This window comes from Metapseudomonas otitidis, from assembly GCF_900111835.1.
Classification (GTDB): domain Bacteria; phylum Pseudomonadota; class Gammaproteobacteria; order Pseudomonadales; family Pseudomonadaceae; genus Metapseudomonas; species Metapseudomonas otitidis.
Map to the genome: position 1 here is coordinate 254,075 of NZ_FOJP01000010.1, position 17,751 is coordinate 271,825.

Genomic DNA, 17,751 nt, shown 5'->3' on the forward strand with positions numbered 1-17,751 from the left:
GCTTGGCTAGAGTCCGGCGCACAACCATTACAACAACGCCGAGCACTGCCATGCCTGACGCCTCGTTCGCCCTGCGCCCCGTCCCCTCGTCCTGATCCGCGCCCGTCGCCGCGCCTTCAACTTCCCTACCGGACGAGGACTTCCCATGACTCAACAGCACGACGCGCGCCCGATGATCGAGGTGCGCTCCATCGACTACGTGCCCCGCCACGAACGCCACGGCAAGGTGTGGCACCAGGGGCCGTTCTGGTTCACCGGCAACTTCGTGCTCACCACCCTGGTCACCGGCTTCACCGGGCCGGCCCTGGGGCTGGGGGTGCTGGGTTCGATCCTGGCGATCCTCATCGGCGTGTGCATCGGCACCTTCTTCATGGCCTTCCACGCCAACCAGGGCCCGCGCATGGGCCTGCCGCAGATGATCCAGTCGCGCCCGCAGTTCGGCGTGCGCGGCGCGGTGGTGCCGTTCCTCGCCGTGGTGTTCGTGTACATCGGCTTCAACGTGTTCAACGTCATCCTCGCCACCGACGCCATCAACACCGTGCTGCCCGGCGCGCGCACCCCCTGGTACGTGCTGCTGGTGGGGCTGGCGGTGCTGCTGGCCATCGTCGGCCATGACCTGCTGCACGCCGTGCAGCGCTGGCTGACCTGGCTGATGATCGCGGTGTTCGGCGCCCTGACCCTGTTCGCCGTGACCCAGCTCAGCGCCGATGCCGCGTTGCAGGGCAGCGGCTTCAGCTGGAGCGCCTTCCTCGTGCAGCTCTCGGCGGCCGCCGGCTACCAGATCAGCTACTCGGTGTACGTCTCCGACTACTCGCGCTACCTGCCGGAGGAAACCCCCGCCGGCAAGGTCATCTTCTGGACCTACCTGGGGGCCGGCGCCTCGGCGCTGTGGCTGATGTCCCTCGGTGCCTTCCTCGCCTCGGCCCTGCCGGCGCCGGACGCCATCGGCAGCGTGCGCGAGCTGGGTAACCAGCTGTACGACGGCTTCGGCACCCTCATCGTGCTGGTGGCGGTGCCCTCGCTGGTGGGCATCATGGCGGTCAACTGCTACGGCGCCATGCTCACCGGGCTCAGCGCGCTGGACGCCTTCTCCCGCGTGCGCCCGACCCTGGGCGTGCGGGTGGCCGGCATCAGTGTGGTGGCGCTGGTGATCCTGCTGGTGGCACGGATGATCCCGGAGAGCTACCTGGGCAGCTTCAACACCTTCGTGCTGCTGATGCTCTACTTCCTCGTGCCGTGGACGGCGGTGAACCTGGTGGACTTCTACCTGGTGCGCAAGGGCCGCTACGCCATCGCCGAGATCTTCAACCCCGAGGGCGTCTACCGCGGCTGGTCGCGCCCCGGCCTGGTGGCCTACGGCCTGGGCCTGCTGGCCATGGTGCCGTTCATGTCCCTGAGCTTCTGGAGCGGCCCCTTCGCCACCGCCCTGGGCGGTGCCGACATCGCCTTCGCCATCGGCCTGCCGGTGGCCGGCCTGGCCTACTGGCTGCAATGCCGCCACCAGGACCGCAGCGAGGAAGAACGCCTCGCCGCCCTCGACCCGCAACGTCTGGAGGACCCGCGCCCATGAACACCCGCCCCGTCGCCCCGGTGAAGGTGGCCTGCTGCCAGGTGGCGCCGCGCATCGGCGAACTGGCCCACAACCGCGCCCTGGCCGAGGGCGCCATCCGCCGTGCGGCCCTGGAGGGCGCGCACATCATCGTCCTGCCGGAGCTGGTGCAGAGCGGCTACCTGTTCCGCGACAAGGCCGAGGCCCTGGCGCTTTCCGAGCCCCTGGACGGCCCGGCGGTCAGCCACTGGCAGGCCCTGGCGCGGGAGCTGGGGGTGGTGATCGCCGCCGGCTTCTGCGAACGCCGCGACGACGGCGAGCTGGCCAACAGCGCCGTGCTGGTGGACCCGGACGGCCTGCGCGCGCATTACCGCAAGGCCCACCTGTGGGATGCCGAGAAGGCCCTGTTCATCCCCGGCGACGCAGCGCCGCCGATGGTGGACACCGTCCACGGCCGCCTGGGGCTGATGATCTGCTACGACCTGGAGTTCCCCGAATGGGTGCGCCTGCCGGCCCTGGCCGGCGCCCAGCTGCTCTGTGCCCCGGTGAACTGGCCCCTGGGCCCGCGTCCCCAGGGCGAACGCCCGGCGGAAGTGGTGCGGGTGCAGGCCAACGCGGCGGTGAACCGCATGTTCATCGCCGCCTGCGACCGCCATGGCCACGAGCGCGGGCAGGACTGGGTGCAGGGCTCGGTGATCGTCGATGCCGACGGCTTCCCCCTGGCCGGCCCGGTGGAGGGCGGCGAGCGCCTGCTGCTGGCGACCCTCGACCTGGCCCAGGCCGACGACAAGCGCATCAGCGCCCGCAACGACGTCCACGGCGACCGCCGCCCCGCGCTCTACCAGGCCCCCTGAGGGGCCTGCCTCCCTTTCTGCGTAAAACGTGAAACAGGCATGCCAGAGCCTGTGAAGCAGTCGTCACTGTGACGGAGCGCATACCCTTCGGTGAGCGATGGGTTCAGACTACGCGCCCCCGTTTCACAACGGCGACAAGGGTGCCGAGGGTGGCTTCGCTGCGCGACGCCAGGCATCCGGTCCGTCATCACAAACACAATAAAGGGGCGACCGGTCACAGCGCCGTGCCCCGCGAACCAACAGCAAAAGAGGGAGTTTTCCATGGTTGTTGCGGTAAGACGCGCCCTGGGCCTGGCGCTGGCAGTCACCTGCCTGCCGGCCTCGGCGGATTTCGTCACGGTCATCACCTTCGGCGGTGCCAACAAGGACGTGCAGAAGGAAGCCTTCTTCAAGCCGTTCAAGGCCAGCACCGGCGACGCCGTGGTCCACGGCTCGTACAACGGTGATCTCGACAAGCTCAAGCACATGATCGACATCAGCCACGTCACCTGGGACGTGGTGGAGATGGAAGCTCCCGAACTGGCACGCGGCTGTGAAGAAGGCCTGTTCGAGAAGATCGACCCGGCCCTGGTGGGCAACCCCAGCGACTTCGTCGCCGGTGCCCTGCAACCCTGTGGCGTGGGCATCTTCGTCTGGTCCACCGTGCTCGCCTACGACTCCGCTCGCATCAAGGACGCCCCGCGCGGCTGGGCCGACTTCTGGGACCTGCGCAAGTACCCCGGCAAGCGCGGCCTGCGCCACGGCGCCAAGTACAACCTGGAATTCGCCCTGATGGCCGACGGCGTCGCGCCGAACGAGGTCTACCAGGTGCTCGACACCCCCGCCGGTGTCGACCGCGCCTTCCGCAAGCTCGACGAGATCAAGTCCAGCGTCGTCTGGTGGAAGGCCGGCGCCGAGCCGGTGCGCGCCCTGCAGGACGGCAAGGTGGCCATGAGCTCCGCCTACAACGGCCGCATCGCCACCGCCCAGAAGGAGACCCGCAGCCTGGCCATGGCCTGGAGCGGCAACATCTACGACTTCGACTACTGGGCCCTGCCCAAGGGCTCGTGGAAAGGCGAGCTGGCGAAGAAGTTCGTCCACTTCGTCAGCCAGCCGGAGCCGCAGAAGGCCTTCGCCGAAGGCATCTCCTACAGCCCGGTGAACAACAAGGCGATCGCCATGATCAACCCGGCCATCGCCGCCACCCTGCCCACCGCCCCGCAGAACATCCGCGAAGCCCTGCCGATGAACGTCACGTTCTGGGCGGCCCATGCCGACCTCGAAGCGCGTTTCGAGAACTGGGTGAAGAACTGACCCCGCCCCACCATGAAGCGGCCGTCCAGGCCGCTTCGTTTTTCCGGCAGCGCCTTCCGCTACGGTCGACGTCCGGCCCGCGCCTCTGGCACGCTGCGCCAGCCCCGGCACAGCGTAGCCGGGCAGCCGCCTGACAGGGAGCGAAGCGATGGCAGTGGATATCGAATGCGTGGTGGTGGGGGCCGGCGTGGTCGGCCTGGCCGTGGCCCGCGCACTGGCCCAGGCAGGGCGCGAAGTGGTGATCGTCGAAGCGGCCGACGCCATCGGCACCGGCATCAGCTCGCGCAATTCCGAAGTGATCCACGCCGGCATCTACTACCCGCCGGGCAGCCTCAAGGCGCGCCTGTGCGTCGACGGTCGCCATCGGCTCCTGGCCTTCTGCCGCAGCCACGGCGTGGCCGTGCAACAGCTCGGCAAGCTGATCGTCGCCACCGATGACGCCCAGGTGGCGCCGCTCCAGGCCCTGCTGGCGCGGGGGCTGGCCAACGGCGTGGATGACCTGCGCCTGCTGAGCCGCGACCAGGCCCTGGCGCTGGAACCCGACCTGCACTGCGTGGCCGCGCTGCATTCGCCGTCCACCGGCATCGTCGACTCCCACGGCCTGATGCTGGCGCTGCTCGGCGACGCCGAGGCCGCCGGCGCCGCCCTGGCCTTGGGTTCGCCGTTGCTGTCGGCGCAGGTGCAGGGCGACGGCTTCCAGCTGACGGTGGGCGGCGCCAGCCCGACCACCCTCGGTTGCCGCCTGCTGGTCAACGCCGCTGGCCTCGGCGCCCCAGGCCTGGCTGGCCGCATCGACGGGCTGCCGGCCGCCCATGTCCCGCGCGGCTACCTGTGCAAGGGCCACTACTTCAGCCTCGCCGGACCGGCACCGTTCAGCCGCCTGGTCTACCCCGCACCGGAAGCCGCCGGCCTGGGCGTGCACATGACCCTCGACCTGGGCGGCCAGGCCCGCTTCGGCCCCGACGTGCAGTGGACGGACACCGAGGACTACCAGGTCGACCCACGCCGCTCCGACGGCTTCTACGCCGCCATCCGCCGCTACTGGCCGGGCCTGCCCGACGGCGCGCTGCAGCCGGACTACGCCGGCATCCGCCCGAAGATCAGCAGCCCCGACGAGCCCGCAGCGGACTTCCGCATCAGCGGCCCCGAGGACCACTGCATCCCCGGCTTGGTGAACCTGTTCGGCATCGAATCCCCCGGCCTCACCTCCAGCCTGGCCATCGCCGACGGGGTGCGGCAGGCGCTGGAGCGTTAGGGGCGAGGTGTTGCCTGTAGCCTGTAGCCCGGACTTCAGTCCGGGAGTGCCCCGCGACATTTCCCTGGGCTGAAGCCCAGGCTACGGGGGCTTAGGCGTTGTCTGGCGGGTTGTTGCGGTAAACATCGGATTTCTGTTCAGGAGGGAGCATGGCCATCTGGCAATTCGATTTCAGCCTTGTGCCCAAGGCGGCTGTGGTGGCGCTTCACGGGTGTGTGCCGGACAATCTGGACGGCTACGCGGCCTTCGATCTGGAGGAGGAGTTCGATCTGGACTCGGACTACCCCAACTACTGGGAAGGGGGTGTCAGTCATCAGGTCGTGCAGGCTGTGCGGGAGCGATTGCCGCTTCGCCGCTCCTGGAGCGAGGAGGCTGAAATGTACGGAGACGAGCGCGGCACCAGCGTCGAAATCTGGAGCGATGACGTGAATTGTCGCGTTGATGCGCGATCCAGTCCGCTACCTGATCTGGAGTTTTTTGCACAACTTGCCTGTGATGCTGAGTGCCTGATCGTCCTCAAGGGAACCGGTTCGCCGCTTGAGCCTTCGCTGCTCTCATTGCTATGTGCCTTCAAGGCATCGCGGGCGTATCGCTTCTGCAAGGACCCCATCGGCACCCTTCATGAGCTGTAGCCCGGACTTCAGTCCGGGGATGCCCCGCACCTTTTCCCTGGGCTGAAGCCCAGGCTACGGGTGCCAGGGGGTTGCCTGTAGCCCGGACTTCAGTCCGGGAGTGCCCCGCGCCATTTTCCTGGGCTGAAGCCCAGGCTACGGGTGCCAGGGTGTTGCCTGTAGCCCGGACTTCAGTCCGGGATGCCCCGCACCATTTCCCTGGGTGGAAGCCCAGGCTACGAGCACAGCTGCTTTCGCGAGGAGAAATGAGATGTCCATCCTGATGTGCCTGGAGGTCGAAGAAGGCGTTCCGCTTGCGGTCGTGGAGGCCATTCTTCGTGCGAGTGGGGAGCGGTGGGAGGAGGGGCCGGATCGACTGGAGGGCGTGTTCGAACGCTCGTGGGCGGTATTCGCGTTCCGTCGGGAGGAGCCTGCTCGGGACGTGGGACTCGACCACCACGGCGTGGATTGGAGGGTCGGTTTAAGCGGCGTTTTTCATTGCGCCAACAATCGCTTGGCGGAGAGCTGGGGCGACATCCATCACCTTATCGTCCAGCTTGCGGCTGCAACCTCTGCGCGCTTCCTGCTGTCATTTCAATACGAGTCCCTTTATGCCTACCGCGATCACGAAGGGCTCACGCTGGTACAGGCCATGGTGCTGGACTGAGGTCGCACTGCATTCGGGCTGCCCTCGGTCGTCTTGCATTTTGCAAGGCGATCAACGTGCCATCGTGCAGGCTGCATATATCAAACTGCCTTCATTTCTAATAAATTCCTTTTAAATCAATTAGATAGATTTATCGTTCGGCTGGCATGCGCCCTGCAAATGCCTGGGTCCAAGAGCCCAATCCACTGACAGGGAGCCGAACAATGCAGATCGCCATCAAGGAATTCTTCGACGCTTTTCCCGGTTACGAAGTGTCCATCCGCCCGCGTCCGGACGGCATGTTGCTGCTGACCCTGGGCAAGGACGGCGAGGAGCCGTTGCGCAAGGCCATCCCGAGCGATGCGGTGTTCTGCATCGAGCGGGTGCGTGGGGTGATCCGCGAGATGCAGCGGGAAATGAAGCTGGCCTCCGGCGAAGTGACCTGGAAGGGCGAAGGCGACACCTGGCTCGACCGCGAGCTGCCCACCTTCAGCGGTGGCCCGATCCACATGACCGCCGCCAAGACCCTGGTCGAGCGCCGCCGCCTGGAACTGCTCAACGCCCGTCGCGCCGTGGCCAACTGAGGCCCGGCGCAGCGGATCGGCGATGTCGTCGGTCCGCTGACGGGGAATTTTTCGCGATTTCCGTACTCCACCATTCCGAACCCCGTCGGAAGAATCGTTATGCCAGCAACGACTGCTGGTAGAGGTTCTGATAGTTTGTGCCCTCGTTCACGTCAGATCCGGCCTATTACCCGGTAAGTCGTGTGGGTTTTCCCCGCCGCGAGGACACGAAAGGAGATCGCGTTGTGACACCCATCGACAGCACCGAGGACCTGGCGGCTGCGACCGAAGCCTGTGCCGAAGAGCCCATCCACATCCCGGGCAGCATCCAGCCCCACGGTTTCATGCTGGTCTTCGACGAAGGCCGTGGCTGCGTGGTGCAGGCCAGCGAGAACGTCCAGGACTGGCTCGGCCTGCCCGCCAGCGAACTGATCGGGCTCCCGTTCGAGCGCCTCTTCGAACACGCCGCTGTGCTCCAGGGCCGCCTGCAGGGGCTGGCCCTGGAAGACCCCAATCCCTTCCACCTGGGGGACGTGCGCTTTGCCATCGGCCAGGAGCGTTCGCTCCCGGTGGCGATGATGGTGCACCGCCACGACCAGGTGCTGATCGCCGAGTTCGAGCCGGCCAGCGACGCCATCGCCGCCTACGGCAACTTCTACCCGCTGGTGCGCAGCTTCGTCGCCCGCCTGCAGGACGCCGACAGCGTCGACGAGCTGTGCCGCCACGCGGTGCAGGAGATGAAGTGCATCACCGGCTTCGGCCGGGTCAAGGCCTACCGCTTCGACGCCGAGGGCAACGGCCTGGTGCTGGCCGAAGAGGCCGACGAGGGCTACCCGCGCTACCTCGGCCTGTGCTTTCCCGCTTCCGACATCCCTCCCCAGGCCCGCGCGCTGTACCGCGCCAACCGCATCCGCGTGATCGAGGACGCCCACTACACGCCCTCGCCGCTGTACCCGGCGCAGAACCCGCTCACCGGGTGCCCGCTTGACCTCAGCTTCGCCGCCCTGCGCAGCGTCTCGCCGGTGCACCTGCAGTACATGCGCAACATGGGCACCCTGGCTTCCATGTCCGTCTCCATCGTGGTGCGTGGCGAGCTGTGGGGGCTGATCTCCTGCCACGACCTGCACCCCCGGGGCGTGGGCTTCCAGACCCGTACCGCCTGCGAAATGCTCGGCAGCGTGCTCTCGCTGCAGATCGAGAGCCGCGAGGCCCACGACCGCACCGAGCACCTGCTGAGCCTGCGCCAGCACATCGTCCAGATGCTCTCGGCCATGGCCGACCGCGACAGCATCAGCGGCGGCCTGCTGGCCCAGCCGGAGACCTTCCTCGGCTTCGCAAAGGCCAGCGGCGCAGCGATCATTTCCGCCGCCCGCTGCGACCTGGTGGGCGAGACCCCGCCCCAGGCCCAGGTGACGGCGCTGGTGCACTGGCTGGCCCGGCGCCCCGGCATCAACGTGTTCCACAGCGACAACGTCGGCCGCGACATCGACGAACTGCCCGAACTCGCCCGGCATGCCGCGGGTGTACTGGCCGTGGCCATCTCGCAGATCCATTCCCACTACCTGGTGTGGTTCAAGCCCGAGCAGGCGCGCACCGTCGAATGGGCCGGGCGCCCGGAAAAAAGCGTCGACCCCAGCGGTGGCCTCAGCCCGCGGCACAGCTTCGAACGCTGGCAGCAGACCGTACGCGGCTACTCGAGTCCCTGGGACCCGCTGGAGATCGAGGGCGTCTGGGAGCTGCGCACCGCCGTGCTCGGCATCGTTCTGCGCAAGGCCGAGGAGATGGCAGTGCTGGCCAGCGAGCTGAAGAAATCCAACAAGGAACTGGAAGCCTTCTCCTACAGCGTGTCCCATGACCTGCGCGCACCGTTGCGGCACATCGCGGGTTACGCCGAGCTGCTGGGGGAATTCGAAGGCAGTCGCCTGTCCGAACGGGGGCTGCGCTTCCTTGACCATATCGGCGAATCCGCCCGCTTCGCCGGCACCCTGGTGGACAACCTGCTGAGCTTCTCGCAGATGGGCCGCGCAGCCCTGCGCTTCTCCGACGTGGACCTGCAGGCCCTGGTGGACGCCATCCTCAAGGAGATGGAGCCGGACCTGGTAGGCCGCAACATCCAATGGCGCATCGCCGGGCTGCCCACGCTCATCGCCGATGCCGCCTTCCTCCACCTGGCCATGCGCAACCTGCTGGCCAACGCCGTGAAGTACAGCCGCGACCGCGACCCGGCGGTGATCGAGGTCAGCGCCCGCACCGAGGGCGACGAAGTGGTGGTGACGGTGAGCGACAACGGCGTGGGCTTCGACATGGCGTACGCCGGCAAGCTGTTCGGCGTGTTCCAGCGCCTGCATCGCATGGAGGAGTTCGAGGGCACCGGCATCGGCCTGGCCAGTGTGCGCCGCATCATCGAACGCCACGACGGCCGCGTATGGGCCGAGGGACGCGTGGGCGAGGGCGCCCGATTTCATTTCGCACTGCCCCTGAGGGCGCAGCACAGTCAACTACCCACTGAGTGATTACCCATGCTCAAACCCATCCTGCTGGTCGAGGACAACCCCCACGACCTGGAACTCACGCTGGTCGCTTTGGAGCGCAGCCAGCTGGCCAACGATGTCGTCGTCATGCGTGACGGCGCCGACGCCCTCGATTACCTGTTGCGTCGCAACCACTACGCCCAGCGTGACGACGGCAACCCCGCCGTGCTGCTGCTGGACCTGAAGCTGCCCAAGGTCGACGGCCTGGAAGTGCTCAAGGTGGTGCGCGAGACGCCCGAGCTGCGCAGCATCCCCACCGTGATGCTGACTTCCTCCCGCGAGGAGCCGGACCTGCAGCGCGCCTACGAGCTGGGCGTGAACGCCTACGTGGTCAAGCCGGTCGAATTCAAGGAATTCGTCACCGCCATCTCCGACCTCGGCGTGTTCTGGGCCGTGCTCAACGAGCCGCCGCCGGGCTCGCTGCGACTGCAGCGCCGCCCCGGAAGCTGATACGGCCCGCCGACCCACAGGAAGCCCCCACACTCCATGCCGCAAACGCCACTCAAACTGCTGCTGGTCGAAGACAGCCCGCGGGACGCCGAACTGGCCCTGCTGATTCTGGAACGCAGCGGCCTCGAGGTCGACTCGACCCTGGTCTACCACCACGCCGGGGTCGAGCAGGCCCTGGCAGCCGCCACCTTCGACCTGATCCTCTGCGATTTCATCCTGCCCGGCTCGTCCGGCGCCCAGGCCCTGGAAGTGGCCCGGCGCCTGGCGCCGAAGACGCCCTTCATCTTCCTCTCCGGCGTGTTCGGCGAAGAACACGCGGTGGAGATGATGCGCCAGGGCGCCGTCGACTACGTGCTCAAGCAGAACCTCAGCCTGCTGCCCAAGGCCGTGGGCCGGGCCCTGGCCGAAGTGCGCGAGCGCGAGCGCCGGCGCCGCGCCGAAGAGGCGCTGATGGAGGTGGAGGTGCGTGCGCGCCTGGCCATCGACGCCGCGCGCATGGGCATGTGGGACTACAACCCGCAGACCGGCCGGCTGCTCTGGGACGAACGCTGCAAGGCCCTCTACGAACTGCCCCGGGACGCCGAGGTGGACCTGGTCACCTTCTTCGACCGCTGCCACCCCAAGGACCGCCCCCTGCTGGAGCGCAAGGTCCAGGAGGCGCTGGCCGTGGACAGCGGCAACGAGTACCAGGCCGAGTACCGCGTGCAGCTGCCGGGCGGGCGCGAGCGCTGGGTGCTCACCAGTGGCCGGGCCTTCTTCGAGGCGGGGCGCTGCGTGCGCTTCATCGGCGTGCTGCAGGACATCAGCGAGCAGAAGTACGCCACCGAGGCCCTGCAGCGGCTCAACGAAATGCTCGGCGAGCGCGTCGAACGGCGCACCCGCGAGCGCGACCGCACCTGGGAGCTCTCCCGCGAGCTGCTGGCGGTGATGCGCTTCGACATGACGCCCATCGCCCTCAACCCCGCCTGGGAAGACACCCTCGGCCTCACCCGCGAGCAGCTCACCCGGGTGCAGCTGTGGCAGCTGATCCACCCCGACGACATCGAGGCGACCCTGCGCGAGACCGAGAGCGTGGCCGACGGCAACGTCTCCACCCGCTTCGTCAACCGCATGCGCCACACCGACGGCGACTACCGCTGGCTGTCCTGGACCATCGTCCCCGACGAGGGGCTGATGTACGCCGCCGTGCGCGACATCACCGGCGAGCGCGCGGTGCTGGACGAACTGGCCACCACCAACCAGCGCCTGCGCGAGCAGATCCGCGAGCGTGAACGCATCGAGGCGACCCTGCAGCAGATGCAGCGCCTGGAAGCCATCGGCCAGCTCACCGCCGGGGTCGCCCACGACTTCAACAACCTGCTCACCGTCATCCTCACCAGCGCCACCTTCCTCGAGCGCGACGTCGAGCGCGGCAACCACGAGCGCATCCTCGGCCGCCTGCACAACATCCGCGAGGCCGGCGAGCGCGGCGCCAAGCTCACCGGGCAGTTGCTGGCGTTCTCCCGCCGGCAGCGCCTGGAGCCGGTACCGGTCAACCTCAACGACACCCTGCAGGGCCTGCTGGAGCTGCTGCAGCGCACCCTCGGCGGCGGCATCTGGGTGGAAACTCACACCGCCCCCGACCTCTGGCGGGCGCTGGTGGACCCGACCCAGACCGAGATGATCATCCTCAACCTCGCCATCAACGCCCGCGACGCCATGCCCCAGGGCGGCACCCTGCGCCTGGTGACCGCCAACGAGGTGGTGCAGGCCGCCGCGCAGCGCCCCGAAGACCCGGAGCCGGGCCCCTATGTGGTGCTGAGCATCGAGGACACCGGCGTGGGCATGACCGAGGAGGTGCTGGCCAAGGCCTTCGAGCCGTTCTTCACCACCAAGGAGGTGGGCAAGGGCTCCGGGCTCGGCCTGGCCCAGGTGTTCGGCTTCGCCAAGCAGTCCGGCGGCGGCGTCAGCATCCACACCGAGCCGGGGCGCGGCACGCGGGTCAAGGTCTACCTGCCGTGCATCCATGACGACCCTGGCGAGGCCTGCGCCGAGCGTCCGGCGGCCGTGCCGGTACCGGGGCCGAGCAGCACCGCGCGGACCATCCTGCTGGTGGACGACGACCCCCGCGTGCGCGAGGTGACCGCCGCGCTGCTGGACTCGCTGGGCTACCGGGTGCTGGAGGTCGGCAGCGGCAGCGAAGCGTTGCAGCGCCTGGAACAGGGCGTCGACCTGCTGCTCACCGACTACGCCATGCCCGGCATGAACGGCGCCGAGCTGGCCAACCTGGCGCAGCAGCAGCGGCCCGATCTGCCCGTCATCTTCATCACCGGCTACGCCGAACTGGGCGGGCTGGACCTGCCCGACCAGGTGGTGGTGCAGAAACCCTTCCGTGAAGCGGACATCGCCGCCAAGCTGCGCGCCGCCCTGGAGGAGCGCCCATGAGGGTGCGCGAGCACCTGCGCCAGGCCGGCGCCCCGTGGCACGAGGCCGTGGACGCCGCCTTCTCCCGCTTCGACCTGAGCCAGGCGGACGGCTACCGCGCCTTCCTGCGCGCCCATGCCCGCGCCTTGCCGGGGCTGGAGCAGGCCCTGGAGCAGGCCGGCATCGCCGAGCTGGTGCCGGACTGGCCGGCACGTCGCCGCCGCCAGGCCCTGCTGGAGGACCTGGCCGATCTGGGGTTGTCGCCGCCACCGACAGCCGCGCCCTGCCTGGACGCCAAACCGGGCCTGCTCTGGGGCCTGGCCTACGTGCTGGAAGGCTCGCGCCTGGGCGGTCGCCTGCTGGCCCGACAGGTCACCGGCGCCCAGGCTGACCTGCCCGTGCGCTACCTCGGCCACGGCCATGACCAACCCCTCTGGCCCGACTTCCTCCGCCAGTTGGAAGCCCACGCCCACGACCTGCCCCAAGCCGACCTGGAACAGGGCGTGATCCTCGGCTTCCGCCACTTCCTGAACGCCGCCGAGCCCCCTGCCGAACAATCCGCAGGATGCGCTGAGCTCGGCGAGCCGCATCGAATTCCCGCATGAGGCCGCCACGATGGGCTTCGCACAGCTCAGCCCATCCTACGTTTGTCGCCGTGCCCGGCCGGACACTCCGTGCTTCACCGGTCCACCGCCTCGACGCACATCGGGCACCCGTAGGATGCGGTGAGCTCGGCGAACCGCATCAACCCGCGCCATTCCCCGCAGCCGTCTCCATACCTACCCCTCACTACGCTCCGCCATGAGCCGGCGGTAATGGCGGGTGCGGTGGAGGGTGTGCCATTGCTCCTTGAGCAAGGCGCGCAGGGGGGAGACGCCGGGGCGGGGGGATTGGCCGTCGCCGAGGCGGCGCATCTGGTATTTCACGGCCGACATGTAGGCCAGCGCAGCGAGGGATTTGTTGCGCCAGCGGATGGGCGGCAGCTCGGCGCTGGCGGTGTTGTCGCCTTCACGCCAGCGGCGCGGCAGGGCCGGGTCCAGGGCCAGGGCGGTGGCGATGCCTGCCAGGCTCACGCCGCTGGCGAGCACCTGCTCCACCACCGGCAGCCGGCGGATGCCGCCGGTGACCATCACCGGCATGCGCGCTTCGGTGGCCAGTTCGCGGGCGAATTCCAGGAAGTACGCCTCCCGCGCGAGGGTGCGACCATCCCGGGCGTCGCCCTGCATGGCCGGTGCCTCGTAGCTGCCGCCGGAGAGTTCCACCAGGTCCACCTGCAGGTCGTTCAGCCACAGCAGCACCTGGCGGGCGTCTTGCGGCTCGAAGCCGCCGCGCTGGAAGTCCGCCGAGTTGAGCTTCACCCCCACGCCGAAGCGTGGGGATACCCGCGCCCGAACCGCCTTCACCACCTCCAGCAGCAGGCGCGCGCGGTTCTCCAGGGAACCGCCCCAGCGGTCCTGGCGGCGGTTGGTCAGCGGCGATAGGAACTGGCTGAGCAGGTAGCCGTGGGCGGCGTGGATCTGCACGCCGTCGAAGCCGGCCTGCTCGGCCAGCACGGCGCTGGTGGCGAAGCGCTCGATCAGGGCGGCGATGTCCTGTTCCTCCAGCGCACGCGGGGTGGGGAACATCCGCGACAGGCTGCCCATCTCCAGGGCCACCGCCGACGGGGCCACGGTCGCCTGGCCGAGGTTGGCCTGCATCTGCCGGCCGGGGTGGTTCAGTTGCAGCCAGAACTGCGCGCCATGGGCCTTGCCCACCGTTGCCCATTCGCGGAAGCGCGGCAGCTGGCGGTCATCCTCCAGCACCACGCCGCCGGGGCCGGTCATGGCGCGGGCGTCCACCATCACATTGCCGCTGAGCAGCAACCCCACACCGCCTTCGGCCCAGGCCGCGTAGAGGCGCATCAGCGCATCGGACGGCGCCTGGCGGGGATCGGCGAGGTTCTCCTCCATGGAGGCCTTGGCGATGCGGTTGGGCAGGGTGGTGCCATTGGGCAGGCTGAGCGGCTGGAAGGGCGACATGGTGGGTGTCCTCGGGCGGGCATCGACGAAAGGTAGAAGAGCTGCGGCAGAGCCTAAGGTTAAAGTCAGCTTCAAGGTCAATAGGTGGAGAACCCCTGCCATGAAAATCGGCGAACTGGCGCGACGCAGCGGCCTGACCGCCTCGCGCATCCGCTTCTACGAGGCCAGCGGCCTGATCGCCGCCCAGCGCCTGGGCAATGGCTACCGGGACTACCCCGAGCAAGCCCTCGCGGTGCTGGAGCTGATCGCCTGCGGCCAGCAGGCCGGCTTCAGCCTGGAGGAGATGCGCCACCTGCTGCCCAGCCCCGGCCAGGTACACGGCAACCACGAGCGGATGCTGGAGGGCCTGCGGCGCAAGGTGGCGGAGATCGAGGCCATGCAGGCGCGCCTGGTGGTGGCCCGCGAGCGGCTCCTGCAGGTGATCGACAGCATCGAGCACAAGCCCGAGGGCATGGGCTGCGAGGAGAATGCCGAGCGCGTGCTGGGGCGCCTGCGCAGTGGCACACAGGCGCTGCCGCAGCGCTGAATTGGCGTTTTTGCCGGGCCACTTCGCGGCGGCGCGGGACGTTTGCAGCGACACTGCGCGCGGTTCCGGGGCGCGCAGGGTTCGCCCATCGATCAGTCAGTGGAGGGCAGGGCAATGAAAGAGTTGGCAGCGGTGTGTGCAGGGATGGCGTTATCCACAGGGGCGGCCTGGGCAGGCGCATTGCCCGATCCGCAGGCATCCGGCGCGGCGGCCAAGGCGCCGGCAGTGCTGGAGCACTACGCCGGCGCGCTGGGCTGCAGCTTCTCGATGCCGGTGAAGACGCTGGTGCCCTTCACCGTGGTGGAGCCCGCCACCCTGGAGGAACACCCCCTGTACCTGGCGCTGTTCCAGGTGGACGAGGGCTGCGTGGGCGACGCGAGTGCAGTGCGCACCCACATCGCGGCGCTCCAGCCCGCCCGGAACGGCGGCCTCTATGTGGTGCCGGGTTATTCCCAGACCTCGCCCTACCTGCCCCAGCGCATCGACCGCCTGTTCGTCGAGGGCGAGGCATTGCGCTACACCGGCCAGGCCAGCCTGGACCCGGCCAACCCCGAGCCGCAGGCCGGCCAGTTGAGCCAGGAAGGCGGCCGCTGGATCGACGCCAATCTGGAGCCCCTGGGCGACTGAGCCGGCCCCGGCCTCAGTGCCAGGGCACCAGCAGGAAGTCGGTCACCACCGCCACCAGCCGGCCACTGGCGTCGTAGCCGAAGTAGCTGGGGTAGGCGCCGTCGCCATAGCCGCTGGAGAACAACTCCACGTTGCCGGCCTCGGTCGGCAGCAGGGTCCAGCTGCGGGTGTGCCGGTAGGTCGTGTCCAGCTCGGCCAGCAGGCGCTCGTCGAAGGCTTCGCCCTCCTGCTCGCGCTGCGCTTCGTAGCGGCGCAGGGCGGCGGCGTCCATGAAGCCGCCGGTGCCGCTGTCCACCCCGTAGCCGAAGAATTCGTCCGGGCCCAGGGTGCTCGGGTCCTGGCCGTCCACCAGGGCCATTTCCCAGCGGGTTGCCGCGCCGGGCGTGAAGACGATGCGGGCGAAGGCGATGCGCTCGTCCTCGCCGATCCGCGCGATGGCCAGCTGCAGCGGGAAGCGGCCCTTGGGCACCGCCTGGGTGAAAGGCGCGTCGCAGCTCACCAGCGGGTCACAGGCCACCAGTTGCCCGGTGGGCAGTTCCAGTTCGCCAATGGGCTGGGTGTAGAAGCGGTAGTTGATCCCTTCCACCTTGACCTGGTAGCCCTCGACGAAGGCGGCATCGAAGGGCGGGTGGTTCATGGGGGCAACCTCCTCGGCGTGGAGCGCGGGCAGGGCCAGCAGCAGGGTGAGGGCGGCGAGGGGGCGTTTCATTCGCAGCGGTACTCCAGGTGTGCGCCAGCGGCGGTGAACAGTTCATGCCATCGCTTGAGCTCATAGCTACTGGCGTTCAGCACCCGGAAGCGCCCCGTCTGCATACGCTCTCGGGCTTGTGCAGGAGTCAGTTGGGCGGCCAGCCGGAGGAGGGCGAACACCTTGATGGGTTGCTCGCCTGCGTCCAGAACCCACAGCGAGGGCTCCTCGGACCACGGGTGGTCGGGCGCCATGCTGCCAAAGCGGGCCACCAGATGCGCCAGAGCCTGGTCACTGGGCATGTTCGTGCATTCGCCAGCTGCCTCCCTGTGCTCAGCGCAGAACCACTCAAGCCCGACCGGGTGCCCCGCCGCGCGGGGTGCTAAGGGGCGGTAGTCGGCGAACCGGAACCAGCATCCGCAATCGACCAGCCCACAGCATACGCAGGGCCTGCCGCAAAGCATGCAGATGGCGGCTCTCACCGCGGCCTCCGGATGGCGGTGCATGGGCCTATCAGGCAGGACATTGGAAAAGCTCCCTCGCATTCATTGACGAACGACCGGCTCGTGATGCGGAAGCGCGTTACTCTACGCGCCGTTTCGGCCCGTGTCGGGCGCGCCATCATTGCATAAGGATCGAAGATGGAACCGGTCTCTGTTTCGCAGCTTCTGGCTGCACTGTTCGAAGCCCACGGTGTCGAGTTCGTCGTGCACGAAGGGTGGGTTGCGCCGGGTGGCCGGCTGCCGGCCATCCGCGCCACTTGGTATCCCCGCGGCAAGACCGGCCGGCTGGATGTGGACGTGCTGCTGGAGGATGACAACCGCCACTTCCAGGAAGCCTTCGCCGGCGTGGGGGAGGGCGAGGCCGGCCTGCGCGATGCCTGGGAGAACTTCTGCCGCAACAGCTTCCACGTGCTGCTCTCGGCACTCTGGGGCCGTGTCGACGAGGACCAGGTGACGGTGGAGACCTGGCAGGTGGGTGAGCAGCGCTTCGAGGCGCACCTGGGCAACTTCTGCACGCGCGGTGCCGACGGCAAGGTGCCGGCGCTGCCGGAGGACCTGTTCCCCAGTATCGAGGCACAGATCCGCGCCCTGCCGCTGGATGGGCGCATCCACTGGTTCCGGCACTTCTTCTGCGCTTTCGACAACCAGCGCACGGTGGAGGCGCTGTTCGACAACGAGCCTTGGCAGGCAGGCATGGACAGCTTCGCGGGGCTGGCCTGGCAGGACTCCGAGGCGTATTACAGCGCGCGGAGTTTCCTGGTGATCAAGCCTGTTAATGCCTGAGTTTGGTGTGGGGGGAGGGGGTAGTGGCCAGGGTGCACGGGTGCTCAGTTTATGAGTGAGTTCTGCGGAGGGTTCTTGTTTCGCCCTCTCGGGCGAGTCCCTTTTCCAATCGTTTGTACGGACCGGAGACATGGTGGACACATGTACGGGGACATGGTTGACGCATTATGGACTGCACTCAGGGTCATTCAGGTCAATGGTCCGAAGTAGTTGGTGGCAGAAGTACACATCGAACAAATGTTCGGCATCTGAGTGCGGACGTATTGCTATCACTTTCCCAGCCAATCCCTTGGCAATGCGGAAGTAGCGTTTTCTGAAGCGGAAACGGCTGTGGTAGACCTTCGCCAGCACATCATCCAGACCGTACTCGAACTCTGTTGGTTGTTCGGGATACTTCCAGGGGCTCGTCCGATAGCGGTTGATAGGAACCTGGTAAGACAGGGCCTCATGC

General features: G+C 68.1%; 17 protein-coding genes and 1 pseudogene. 14 read left to right on the forward strand and 4 right to left on the reverse strand.

Going from position 1 to position 17,751, the window contains the following annotated elements; genetic code table 11:
- Positions 1–145 precede the first annotated feature (145 nt).
- The 11 genes from BM198_RS15035 (at position 146) to BM198_RS15085 (ending at position 12,760) form a co-directional block, all read left to right on the forward strand.
- Entirely contained in the window at positions 146–1,570 is a 1,425-nt protein-coding gene (locus BM198_RS15035) for a purine-cytosine permease family protein (protein WP_074970966.1), read from the forward strand.
- Positions 1,567–2,403 carry a nitrilase family protein gene (locus tag BM198_RS15040; protein WP_074970968.1) on the forward strand — a complete coding sequence of 279 codons (837 nt, stop codon included), beginning with the start codon at positions 1,567–1,569 and terminating at the stop codon, positions 2,401–2,403. Before BM198_RS15035 ends, BM198_RS15040 begins: the two co-directional genes overlap by 4 nt.
- A gap of 261 nt (positions 2,404–2,664) precedes the next feature.
- Positions 2,665–3,696: an ABC transporter substrate-binding protein gene (locus BM198_RS15045; RefSeq protein WP_139233624.1), complete on the forward strand. Its 1,032-nt coding sequence runs from the start codon at positions 2,665–2,667 to the stop codon at positions 3,694–3,696.
- A 148-nt stretch (positions 3,697–3,844) separates the two neighbouring features.
- Positions 3,845–4,951: an NAD(P)/FAD-dependent oxidoreductase gene (locus tag BM198_RS15050; RefSeq protein ID WP_074970970.1), complete on the forward strand. Its 1,107-nt coding sequence runs from the start codon at positions 3,845–3,847 to the stop codon at positions 4,949–4,951.
- A 149-nt stretch (positions 4,952–5,100) separates the two neighbouring features.
- Positions 5,101–5,583, forward strand: coding sequence for a hypothetical protein (locus BM198_RS15055; RefSeq protein WP_074970972.1), 483 nt, complete (start codon positions 5,101–5,103; stop codon positions 5,581–5,583).
- A 250-nt stretch (positions 5,584–5,833) separates the two neighbouring features.
- Positions 5,834–6,229 carry a hypothetical protein gene (locus tag BM198_RS15060; RefSeq protein WP_074970974.1) on the forward strand — a complete coding sequence of 132 codons (396 nt, stop codon included), beginning with the start codon at positions 5,834–5,836 and terminating at the stop codon, positions 6,227–6,229.
- Between the two features lie 203 nt (positions 6,230–6,432).
- Complete coding sequence (locus BM198_RS15065) at positions 6,433–6,792, forward strand: DUF3509 domain-containing protein (protein ID WP_074970976.1); 360 nt, start codon at positions 6,433–6,435, stop codon at positions 6,790–6,792.
- Between the two features lie 224 nt (positions 6,793–7,016).
- Positions 7,017–9,284 carry an ATP-binding protein gene (locus BM198_RS15070; RefSeq protein WP_074970978.1) on the forward strand — a complete coding sequence of 756 codons (2,268 nt, stop codon included), beginning with the start codon at positions 7,017–7,019 and terminating at the stop codon, positions 9,282–9,284.
- Positions 9,285–9,290: 6 nt separating this feature from the next.
- A complete protein-coding gene (locus BM198_RS15075; protein WP_044400070.1) occupies positions 9,291–9,752 on the forward strand; it encodes a response regulator in 462 nt (153 codons plus the stop codon).
- A gap of 36 nt (positions 9,753–9,788) precedes the next feature.
- Positions 9,789–12,176: a response regulator gene (locus tag BM198_RS15080; protein ID WP_074970980.1), complete on the forward strand. Its 2,388-nt coding sequence runs from the start codon at positions 9,789–9,791 to the stop codon at positions 12,174–12,176.
- The gene (locus tag BM198_RS15085) at positions 12,173–12,760 is read left to right on the forward strand and encodes a biliverdin-producing heme oxygenase (RefSeq protein WP_074970982.1); all 588 of its coding nucleotides are present in this window, start codon (positions 12,173–12,175) and stop codon (positions 12,758–12,760) included. Before BM198_RS15080 ends, BM198_RS15085 begins: the two co-directional genes overlap by 4 nt.
- A gap of 174 nt (positions 12,761–12,934) precedes the next feature.
- Here BM198_RS15085 and BM198_RS15090 read toward each other — a convergent pair whose 3' ends face one another.
- Complete coding sequence (locus tag BM198_RS15090) at positions 12,935–14,173, reverse strand: NADH:flavin oxidoreductase/NADH oxidase family protein (RefSeq protein WP_074970984.1); 1,239 nt, start codon at positions 14,171–14,173, stop codon at positions 12,935–12,937.
- 100 nt (positions 14,174–14,273) lie between these two features.
- On the opposite strand from BM198_RS15090, the gene BM198_RS15095 reads away from it, so the two are divergent.
- The gene (locus tag BM198_RS15095; RefSeq protein WP_074970985.1) at positions 14,274–14,699 is read left to right on the forward strand and encodes a MerR family transcriptional regulator; all 426 of its coding nucleotides are present in this window, start codon (positions 14,274–14,276) and stop codon (positions 14,697–14,699) included.
- A gap of 144 nt (positions 14,700–14,843) precedes the next feature.
- Positions 14,844–15,326 carry a hypothetical protein gene (locus tag BM198_RS15100; protein WP_139233625.1) on the forward strand — a complete coding sequence of 161 codons (483 nt, stop codon included), beginning with the start codon at positions 14,844–14,846 and terminating at the stop codon, positions 15,324–15,326.
- A gap of 13 nt (positions 15,327–15,339) precedes the next feature.
- Here the strand turns inward: BM198_RS15100 and BM198_RS15105 are convergent, their stop codons facing one another.
- Both BM198_RS15105 and BM198_RS29650 read right to left on the reverse strand, forming a co-directional pair.
- Positions 15,340–16,035, reverse strand: a complete 696-nt coding sequence (locus BM198_RS15105; protein WP_208610365.1) for a DUF4241 domain-containing protein — start codon at positions 16,033–16,035, stop codon at positions 15,340–15,342.
- A complete protein-coding gene (locus BM198_RS29650; protein ID WP_139233626.1) occupies positions 16,032–16,316 on the reverse strand; it encodes a hypothetical protein in 285 nt (94 codons plus the stop codon). Before BM198_RS29650 ends, BM198_RS15105 begins: the two co-directional genes overlap by 4 nt.
- Before the next feature lie 339 nt (positions 16,317–16,655).
- On the opposite strand from BM198_RS29650, the gene BM198_RS15115 reads away from it, so the two are divergent.
- Positions 16,656–17,300: a DUF6348 family protein gene (locus tag BM198_RS15115; protein WP_074970989.1), complete on the forward strand. Its 645-nt coding sequence runs from the start codon at positions 16,656–16,658 to the stop codon at positions 17,298–17,300.
- Between the two features lie 165 nt (positions 17,301–17,465).
- Here the strand turns inward: BM198_RS15115 and BM198_RS30300 are convergent.
- A pseudogene (locus BM198_RS30300) lies at positions 17,466–17,751 on the reverse strand (IS481 family transposase); the annotation flags it as partial.

What these genes read in the sequence shown, in the direction of transcription:
- BM198_RS15075 (WP_044400070.1), top strand. Translation starts at nt 9,291, where the DNA reads ATGCTCAAACCCATCCTGCTGGTCGAGGACAACCCCCACGACCTGGAA.
- BM198_RS15040 (WP_074970968.1), top strand. Translation starts at nt 1,567, where the DNA reads ATGAACACCCGCCCCGTCGCCCCGGTGAAGGTGGCCTGCTGCCAGGTG.
- BM198_RS15080 (WP_074970980.1), top strand. Translation starts at nt 9,789, where the DNA reads ATGCCGCAAACGCCACTCAAACTGCTGCTGGTCGAAGACAGCCCGCGG.
- BM198_RS15055 (WP_074970972.1), top strand. Translation starts at nt 5,101, where the DNA reads ATGGCCATCTGGCAATTCGATTTCAGCCTTGTGCCCAAGGCGGCTGTG.
- BM198_RS15090 (WP_074970984.1), bottom strand. Translation starts at nt 14,173, where the DNA reads ATGTCGCCCTTCCAGCCGCTCAGCCTGCCCAATGGCACCACCCTGCCC.
- BM198_RS15035 (WP_074970966.1), top strand. Translation starts at nt 146, where the DNA reads ATGACTCAACAGCACGACGCGCGCCCGATGATCGAGGTGCGCTCCATC.
- BM198_RS15085 (WP_074970982.1), top strand. Translation starts at nt 12,173, where the DNA reads ATGAGGGTGCGCGAGCACCTGCGCCAGGCCGGCGCCCCGTGGCACGAG.
- BM198_RS29650 (WP_139233626.1), bottom strand. Translation starts at nt 16,316, where the DNA reads ATGCCCAGTGACCAGGCTCTGGCGCATCTGGTGGCCCGCTTTGGCAGC.
- BM198_RS15060 (WP_074970974.1), top strand. Translation starts at nt 5,834, where the DNA reads ATGTCCATCCTGATGTGCCTGGAGGTCGAAGAAGGCGTTCCGCTTGCG.
- BM198_RS15115 (WP_074970989.1), top strand. Translation starts at nt 16,656, where the DNA reads ATGGAACCGGTCTCTGTTTCGCAGCTTCTGGCTGCACTGTTCGAAGCC.
- BM198_RS15050 (WP_074970970.1), top strand. Translation starts at nt 3,845, where the DNA reads ATGGCAGTGGATATCGAATGCGTGGTGGTGGGGGCCGGCGTGGTCGGC.
- BM198_RS15065 (WP_074970976.1), top strand. Translation starts at nt 6,433, where the DNA reads ATGCAGATCGCCATCAAGGAATTCTTCGACGCTTTTCCCGGTTACGAA.
- BM198_RS15045 (WP_139233624.1), top strand. Translation starts at nt 2,665, where the DNA reads ATGGTTGTTGCGGTAAGACGCGCCCTGGGCCTGGCGCTGGCAGTCACC.
- BM198_RS15105 (WP_208610365.1), bottom strand. Translation starts at nt 16,035, where the DNA reads ATGAAACGCCCCCTCGCCGCCCTCACCCTGCTGCTGGCCCTGCCCGCG.
- BM198_RS15100 (WP_139233625.1), top strand. Translation starts at nt 14,844, where the DNA reads ATGGCGTTATCCACAGGGGCGGCCTGGGCAGGCGCATTGCCCGATCCG.
- BM198_RS15095 (WP_074970985.1), top strand. Translation starts at nt 14,274, where the DNA reads ATGAAAATCGGCGAACTGGCGCGACGCAGCGGCCTGACCGCCTCGCGC.